This is a genomic window from Streptomyces sp. NPDC107522, assembly GCF_055657525.1.
In genome coordinates this window covers 609,480-617,089 of the sequence record NZ_JBVKAU010000003.1, presented here as the reverse complement: position 1 = coordinate 617,089, position 7,610 = coordinate 609,480, and the positions used below count along the sequence as shown (strand labels likewise).

6 protein-coding genes are annotated in these 7,610 nt (G+C 69.5%); 4 read left to right on the top strand and 2 right to left on the bottom strand.

Translation table 11 applies throughout. From position 1 onward, the window contains the following. Positions 1-333 precede the first annotated feature (333 nt). Both ACZ7L6_RS12970 and ACZ7L6_RS12965 read left to right on the top strand, forming a co-directional pair. Positions 334-1,017, top strand: a complete 684-nt coding sequence (locus tag ACZ7L6_RS12970) for an ABC transporter ATP-binding protein (protein WP_471922964.1) — start codon at positions 334-336, stop codon at positions 1,015-1,017. A gap of 265 nt (positions 1,018-1,282) precedes the next feature. Then, entirely contained in the window at positions 1,283-4,516 is a 3,234-nt protein-coding gene (locus ACZ7L6_RS12965) for a S8 family peptidase (RefSeq protein ID WP_471923391.1), read from the top strand. 75 nt (positions 4,517-4,591) lie between these two features. Here the strand turns inward: ACZ7L6_RS12965 and sigJ are convergent, their stop codons facing one another. Further along, positions 4,592-5,530: an RNA polymerase sigma factor SigJ gene (sigJ, locus tag ACZ7L6_RS12960; RefSeq protein ID WP_471922961.1), complete on the bottom strand. Its 939-nt coding sequence runs from the start codon at positions 5,528-5,530 to the stop codon at positions 4,592-4,594. 142 nt (positions 5,531-5,672) lie between these two features. Here sigJ and ACZ7L6_RS12955 point away from each other — a divergent pair, with 142 nt between their 5' ends. After that, positions 5,673-6,212 (top strand): YceI family protein, encoded by a 540-nt coding sequence (locus ACZ7L6_RS12955; RefSeq protein WP_471922958.1) that lies wholly within the window; start codon positions 5,673-5,675, stop codon positions 6,210-6,212. Between the two features lie 49 nt (positions 6,213-6,261). Then, entirely contained in the window at positions 6,262-7,032 is a 771-nt protein-coding gene (locus ACZ7L6_RS12950; protein ID WP_471922955.1) for a globin domain-containing protein, read from the top strand. Between the two features lie 28 nt (positions 7,033-7,060). Here ACZ7L6_RS12950 and ACZ7L6_RS12945 read toward each other — a convergent pair whose 3' ends face one another. Continuing rightward, positions 7,061-7,444 carry a VOC family protein gene (locus tag ACZ7L6_RS12945; protein ID WP_471922953.1) on the bottom strand — a complete coding sequence of 128 codons (384 nt, stop codon included), beginning with the start codon at positions 7,442-7,444 and terminating at the stop codon, positions 7,061-7,063. Between the last annotated feature and the right edge of the window lie 166 nt (positions 7,445-7,610).

Below are 7,610 nucleotides of genomic sequence, written 5' to 3'. Positions count from 1 at the left end.
GGCCGGCGGGGCTGCAGCTCCCCAGGGGCGCGGGGAACTGCGCGACCAGCCCCCACGCACCCGCAGCGATGCAGCTGTGTCGGCCGGCGGGCTGCAGTGGTGTGCAGCTACGGCCGGCGGGGCTGCAGCTCCCCAGGGGCGCGGGGAACTGCGCGACCAGCCCCCACGCACCCGCAGCGATGCAGCTGTGTCGGCCGGCGGGCTGCGGCGGCGCGTAGCTACGGCCGGCGGGGCTGCAGCTCCCCAGGGGCGCGGGGAACTGCGCGACCAGCCCCCACGCACCCGCAGCCGTAAACGATCCGATCCACCCCCGAACCTCCCCCAGGAGCCACCATGTACGAACTCAGAAACGTCACCAAGCGCTACACCCGAGGCAAGGAAACCGTGGACGCTCTCGACGGAGTCGATCTCACCATCGCCGACGGGGACCGGCTCGTCATCCAGGGCCCCACCGGCGGCGGCAAGTCCACCCTCCTCCAGATGCTCGGCGGACTCGACCGGCCCACCGCAGGCGAAGTCGTGCTCGACGGCACGGACTTGGCCAAGCTCTCCGAGGCCCGGCTCACCAAGGTCCGCAGCGAGAACATCGGGTTCGTCTTCCAGAGCTTCAACCTGATCCCCACCCTCACCGCACAGGAGAACGTCGAGACCGCCCTCGTCCCCCTCGGCGTCAAGCCGAAGGACCGGCGCGAACGGGCCGCCGAGGCGCTGAAGTCCGTCGGCCTCGGTGAGCGGCTCGCGCATCTGCCGTCGGAGATGTCCGGTGGGCAGCAGCAGCGCGTCGCCATCGCCCGCGCACTCGTGAAGCAGCCCAAGGTGCTGCTCGCCGACGAACCCACCGGAAACCTCGACGAGTCGATGCGCGACGAGATCATGGACGTACTCGAACGCATGTGGAAGGAACTCGGGTTGACCTTCATCATGGTCACCCACGACTCCGCGATCGCGAAAAAGGCCCCGCGGCTGGCGACCATCCGTAAGGGGCAGATCACTGTCAAGGAGAACGCGGGGGCGTAACTTGACGACTCTGTAACGGAGTTCGCCGTTGCGTAACAGTCGGCAGGTGCGCCTCTCATCTCCCTCTCATGTATTGAGGTGCCTGATCACCCCTCGGCATACTGCGTATTCCGGGGGGTGACGCGCATGCGCACGGGACCGCCCCCGGCCGGGTGAACACGGTATTCGCCCGGAACTTCTGCAAGGGGGAAACTTGCGCAGACAAGTCAAAAGAGCATGCGCGGCCACTGTCGCCACGGCGGCCGCCGTCGCCCTCGCCGCGGGAATGACCAGCCCGGCGTCGGCCGAACCGGAGCAGCGCCCGTCCGGCGCCGCCTCCTCGTTCACGTCCCCCCACCGCATCACCCTGATCACGGGTGACCGGGTCTCCGTCGACTCCAAGGGCCGCGTGGTCGGCCTGGAGCGGGCCAAGGGGCGCCAGCACATACCCGTACAGATACGCAAGGCGGACGGGCACACCCTCGTGATCCCGGCCGACGCGGCCCGGCTGGTCGCCACCGGCAAGCTCGACCAGCGGCTGTTCGACATCACCGAGCTCAACAAGTCCGCGACCCGCACCTCCCAGGCCAAGGGCCTGAAGGTCATCGTCGGCTACCAGGGCGCCGCCGCCGACGCCAAGGCGGACGTCCGGGACGCGGGCAAGCTCCGCCGGACCCTGAAGTCCCTGAACGCGGACGCGGTGCAGACCCCGCAGCAGGACGCGCCCGAGCTTTGGGACGCGCTCACCAACGGGCACAGGACCGCCTCCGGCATCGCGCACGTCTGGCTCGACGGCGTCCGCAAGGCCAGCCTCGACAAGTCCGTGCCGCAGATCGGCGCCCCCAAGGCGTGGGCGGCCGGCTACGACGGCAAGGGCGTCAAGATCGCCGTCCTGGACACCGGCGTCGACGCCACCCACCCGGACCTCAAGGACCAGGTGATCGCGGCCAAGAACTTCTCGCCGGCCGCCACCGCGGAGGACAAGGTCGGCCACGGCACGCACGTCGCCTCCATCGCGGCCGGCACCGGCGCCAAGTCCGGAGGCAAGTACAAGGGTGTCGCACCGGGCGCCGACATCATCAGCGGCAAGGTCCTCGACGATCAGGGCTTCGGCGACGACTCCAGCATCCTGGCGGGCATGGAGTGGGCGGCCGAGCAGGGCGCCCAGGTCGTCAACCTCAGCCTCGGCGGGCAGGACACGCCCGAGGTCGACCCGCTGGAGGCGGCGGTCAACAAGCTGTCCGCCGAGAAGGGCATGCTCTTCGCGATCGCGGCGGGCAACTCCGGCCCGGAGTCGGTCGGTTCGCCCGGCAGCGCGGACGCCGCGCTCACCGTGGGCGCCGTCGACGACAAGGACAAGCTCGCCGACTTCTCCAGCACCGGCCCGCGGCTCGGCGACGGCGCCGTCAAGCCGGACGTCACCGCGCCCGGCGTGGACATCACGGCCGCCTCCGCCAAGGGCAGCCTCATCGAGCAGGAGGTCGGCGAGAACCCGGCCGGCTACCTGACCATCTCGGGCACGTCGATGGCGACCCCGCATGTCGCGGGCGCGGCGGCGATCCTCAAGCAGCAGCACCCGGACTGGACGTACGCCGAGCTCAAGGGCGCGCTGACCGGTTCGGCCAAGGGCGGCAAGTACACGCCGTTCGAGCAGGGTTCGGGCCGTATCCAGGTCGACAAGGCCATCAAGCAGACCGTGATCGCCGACCCGGTGTCGGTGAGCTTCGGTGTGCAGCAGTGGCCGCACACCGACGACAAGCCGGTCACCAAGGAGCTGACGTACCGCAACTTCGGTACGAAGGACGTGACGCTCAATCTCTCCGCGACGGCGACGAACCCCAAGGGCCAGGCGGCTCCGGCGGGCTTCTTCAAGCTCGGGGCGACTAAGGTGACGGTCCCGGCGGGCGGCAAGGCCGCCGTCGGCCTCACCGTCAACACCAAGCTGGGCGGCACGCTCGACGGCGCCTACTCCGCGTACGTGACGGCGACGGGCGACGGGCAGAGCGTCCGTACGGCCGCCGCGGTGCAGCGCGAGGTGGAGTCGTACGACGTCACCGTCAAGCACATCGACAAGGACGGCAAGCCGGCCCCCGACTACAACACCGCCCTGTTCGGCTACACCGGCCTGGGCACGGACCGCGCCTACCAGGTGCCGCTCGCCGCGTCCGGCACCACGAAGATGCGGCTGCCCAAGGGCACGTATCTGTTGGACGCCTGGATCGCCAAGGACTGGGTGAACTTCGAGGGCGGCCTCGACTGGGTGGTCCAGCCGAAGCTGAGCGTCACCAAGAACACCTCGGTGACGATCGACGCCCGCAAGACCAGGGCGGCCGACATCACCGTGCCGGACGCGCAGGCCAAGCAGACGTTCGCCGGCAGCAACTACTTCTACGACGCCGCGGGTGTCGGCGTCGCCTTCGCCCTCGACTCCTTCGCCGACCTGCGCATGGCGCACCTCGGCCCGGAGATCGCGAGCGGCCTGAGCCAGACCTGGAACGGGCAGTGGACCAAGGGCGACAACGCCGAGTACGACGTCGCCACCACCGCCGAGGTCAAGAAGATCGTGGGCAACAAGGTCCGCCACTTCAAGGCGGGCGACCTCGCCAAGGTGAAGAACAACCTCGGCGCGGCGACCCCCGGCAAGACCGGATCGCTCCTGCCCCTGGGCATCTTCCCGGAGGACGCCGCGATCGGCACCCCGATCGAGCAGAAGCTGCCCGGCTCGCGGACCGTGTACCTGTCGACGTCCGACAAGATCCAGTGGACGTTCGACTTCATGCAGTACGCCGGCAAGGACGCGGACGGCATCCCGATCATCGACGCGTACTACGGCCTGGGCGACCCCCAGACCTTCAAGGCGGGCCAGAGCTACTCGAAGACCTTCAGCACGGCGGTCTTCGGCCCGCACATCAACAAGAACTTCGGCGTGTTCCGTGAGGGCAACGACATCTACGGCTCCCTGCCGCTGTTCGCCGACGCCAACAAGCACGCGGGCTGGTCGGACTTCACCTCGGTGAGCACGAACCTTTACCGCAACGGCACCAAGATCGGCACCAACAAGGACCCGCTGTTCGGCGAGCCGTTCGCGGTCCCGGGCGCGGAGGCCGAGTACAAGCTGACGACGTCGGTCAAGCGCAGCACCAAGGTCGCGGCCGCCTCCACGCGGATCGACGCGAGCTGGACCTTCCGCTCCAAGAAGTCGGCCGATCTGGTCACGCTCCCGGCCTCCACGGTCCGCTTCAACGCCAAGACGGGCCTGGACAGCCGCGTCGAGGCCGACAAGACCCAGACCTTCCCGGTCACCGTGGTCGGCGCGGCCGCGGGCAGCAACCTCAAGTCGCTGCACGTGTACGTGTCGTACGACTACGGCCAGACCTGGAAGAAGCTCGAGGTCAAGGACGGCACGATCACCGTCAAGAACCCGGCGAGGGGGAAGGCAGTCTCCTTCCACGCCAAGGTCGCCGACAAGAAGGGCAACAAGTCGACGGTCTCGATCTACAACGCCTACTACGGCAAGTAGGTCTTAGGTCTCACCTGAGAGAAAGCCCCGCCGGAGGTGCAGCTTCCGGCGGGGCTTTCCCGTGCGGTGCGGGCGTCAGCCGGTCGTCCAGGGCTTGAGCTTCTCGGGGTTGCGTACCGCCCAGAGGTGCCTGATCCGGTCGCCCGCCATCTCGAACGCCAGCACCGTCACGATGACCCCGTCCTGCCGCACCACCAGGCCGGGCTGGGCGTTGACCGTACGCTCCAGGATCTCCACGGCGGGCGCGCGGTCAGCGAGTTCGACGAAGTAGCGCGCGATCCGCTCGCCGCCCTCGACCGGCTGGAGCGCCGCGCTGACCAGGCCGCCGCCGTCACCGACCGCCGTGGCGTCGGGGTCGAGGAGGCGGATCAGGGCGTCGAGGTCCTTGGCCTCCCAGGCGTGCTTGAAATCCCGGACGAGTTCGGCCCTCCGGGTGGGCGGAGTCGTGGTGACGGTCGCGGGAGGCCGGGACGCGCGAACACGGCGGCGGGCCGACGTGGCCAGCTGACGGCAGGCCGCAGGCGTGCGGCCGACGATCTCGCCCACCTCGGCGAAGGAGTAGCGGAAGACATCGTGCAGGACGAACGCGACGCGCTCGGCCGGGGTCATCGATTCCAGTACGACGAGAAAGGCCATGTTGACCGACTCGTCGAGGGTGACCCGGTCGGCCGGGTCCGCCGAGCCGGCGCCCTGCGCCCCCTCGATCCACTCCGTACGGTCGGGCAGCGGCTCCGGCACCCATTCGCCCACGTATCGCTCCCGCCGGGCGCGTGCCGAGCGGAGCACGTCGAGGCAGATCCGGCTCGCGACCCTGGTCAGCCAGGCGCCGGGGGACGTGATGGCCTGCTGCTCCCGCGGGGACATGGCGTACCAGCGGGCGTACGTCTCCTGCACGACGTCCTCGGCGTCGGCCAGCGAGCCGAGCAGGCGGTACGCGACATTGATCAGCTGCCGTCGCTCGCTCATGATCGCGCTCAGCCCCGGATCGGTCGTGCCCAGCTCCGGATCGGTCATCGTGCCGCTGACTCCCTCGCTCGTGTCTGCCTTCACCACTCCGACGGGACAGCGCAGCGGAATGTGACGTCGGGCCGCGCCTCACATTCCGGGTGCCCGAGTCGTCGTACCGGTGAGACCGACGTCCAAGGAGTGACCCAGCATGACAACCACCACCACGCTCAGCGAGCTGACCGGCGACTACGTCCTCGACAGCGTCCGCACGCGGATCGGCTTCGTGGGCCGGGCCGCGATGGTCAGCAAGGTGCGCGGACGGTTCGACGAGTTCCAGGGCAGCGCGCAGCTGGACGGCGACGACCCGTCGAGGTCCGGCGTCCGGCTCGTGATCCAGGCGCGGAGCGTCCTGACCGGCAAGCAGAAGTGCGACGACCATCTGCGCAGCGCCGACTTCCTGGACGTCGACCGGCATCCGGCGATCACCTTCACCTCGACGAAGGTGCGGCAGGTCGATGCGACCCGCTTCGAGGTCACCGGCGGCCTGACGGTCCGCGGCGTGACAAAGCCCGTGACCTTGGACTTCGAGCTGACCGGCGCCGAGAACGATCCGCGGGGCGACCTCCGGGCCGGCTTCAAGGGCAGCGCGATCATCAACCGCAAGGACTGGGGCGTCAGCTGGGGTGGAGTCCTGATCAGCGAGAAGGTCGCGCTGGAGCTCGACGTCGCGGTGACCCGCCGATCCTGAAGTCGGCGGAGGAGGAGCGTCCGCCCGGTTTTCGTGCTTCCGTGAGGCCATGACGGCTCACACGGTCGAATACATCCGGTACCGCATCCCCGAGCAGAAGTCGGCGGAGTTCCTGGCCGCCTACACCCGCGCCGCGGCCCAGCTCGCCGCGTCCCCCCACTGCGTCGACTACGAACTCGCCCGCTGCGAGGAGGACTTCGAGCACTACGTCCTGCGCATCACCTGGACGTCCACGCAGGACCACATGGAGGGCTTCCGCAAGTCGGAGCTGTTCGCCGACTTCTTCGCCGAGATCCGTCCGTACGTCACGCACATCGAGGAGATGCGCCACTACAAGCCGACGACGGTCCGCGGCACGGGCGCGTCGGTGCCGACGCTGTACGCCTGGGCGGGCGGCCCGGAGGCGTTCGCCCGCCTGACGTCGGTCTTCTACGACAAGGTCCGCAAGGACGACCTCCTGGCCCCGCTGTTCGAGAACCTGGACCCGGCCCACGCGGAACACGTGGCGCTCTGGCTCGGCGAGGTCTTCGGCGGCCCGCCCGCCTACTCCGAGACCCAGGGTGGCCACGGCCACATGGTCGCCAAGCACCTGGGCCGGGGGATCACCGAACCCCAGCGCCGCCGCTGGGTCAACCTCATCCAGGACGCGGCCGACGAGGCGGGCCTCCCGACGGACGCGGAGTTCCGCTCGGCGTTCCTGGCGTACGTGGAGTGGGGGACGCGGCTGGCGGTGTATTTCTCGGGGCCGGACGCGGTCCCGCCGGCGGAGCAGCCGGTGCCGCGGTGGAACTGGGGGGCCGCGCCGCCGTATCGGTGGTGACGGCTCGTCGAGTGGGAGGGGAGCGCTGTCAGCCGCCGCTGCCGTACGGCCGCGTCAGGATCTCCAGGTTGTGGCCGTTCGGGTCCTCGAAGTAGGCGCCGCGGCCGCCGTCGTTGTGGTTGATCTCGCCCTCGCGGCGGTGGTACGGGTCCGCCCAGTACGTCAGCCCGGCCTCCCGTATCCGGCCGAAGATCGTGTCGAAGTCGTCCTCCGACACCAGGAACGCATAGTGCTGCGGCGTGATGGCACCGGGTGAGTCGAGGTAGTCCAGGGTCACGCCGTTGGGGACCTGGACCGGGATGAAGGGGCCGTACTGCGGGCTGACCTCCAGGCCCAGGATGTCGGCGAGGAAGTGGGCCGACGCCTTCTTGTCGTGCGCGGCGACGATGGTGTGGTTGAGCTGGACGGTCATCGGGGCTGCCTCCTCGTGTGCACGGTTCGGACCGGCTCCTGGCTTCACGCTAGGCAGGGCCGCCGTGCGGCACATCGGCCGTAGGGAGGGAGTGGCTCTACTCCTTCGGTACTCCTCCGACGCGCCGAGAGCCCCGGAGCAGTGCGGCTCCGGGGCCCTCGGTCAT

Excerpts from the sequence above, each read along its gene's own strand:
- ACZ7L6_RS12970 (WP_471922964.1), top strand. The coding sequence starts at position 334 with ATGTACGAACTCAGAAACGTCACCAAGCGCTACACCCGAGGCAAGGAA.
- ACZ7L6_RS12965 (WP_471923391.1), top strand. The coding sequence starts at position 1,283 with ATGACCAGCCCGGCGTCGGCCGAACCGGAGCAGCGCCCGTCCGGCGCC.
- sigJ (WP_471922961.1), bottom strand. The coding sequence starts at position 5,530 with ATGACCGATCCGGAGCTGGGCACGACCGATCCGGGGCTGAGCGCGATC.
- ACZ7L6_RS12955 (WP_471922958.1), top strand. The coding sequence starts at position 5,673 with ATGACAACCACCACCACGCTCAGCGAGCTGACCGGCGACTACGTCCTC.
- ACZ7L6_RS12950 (WP_471922955.1), top strand. The coding sequence starts at position 6,262 with ATGACGGCTCACACGGTCGAATACATCCGGTACCGCATCCCCGAGCAG.
- ACZ7L6_RS12945 (WP_471922953.1), bottom strand. The coding sequence starts at position 7,444 with ATGACCGTCCAGCTCAACCACACCATCGTCGCCGCGCACGACAAGAAG.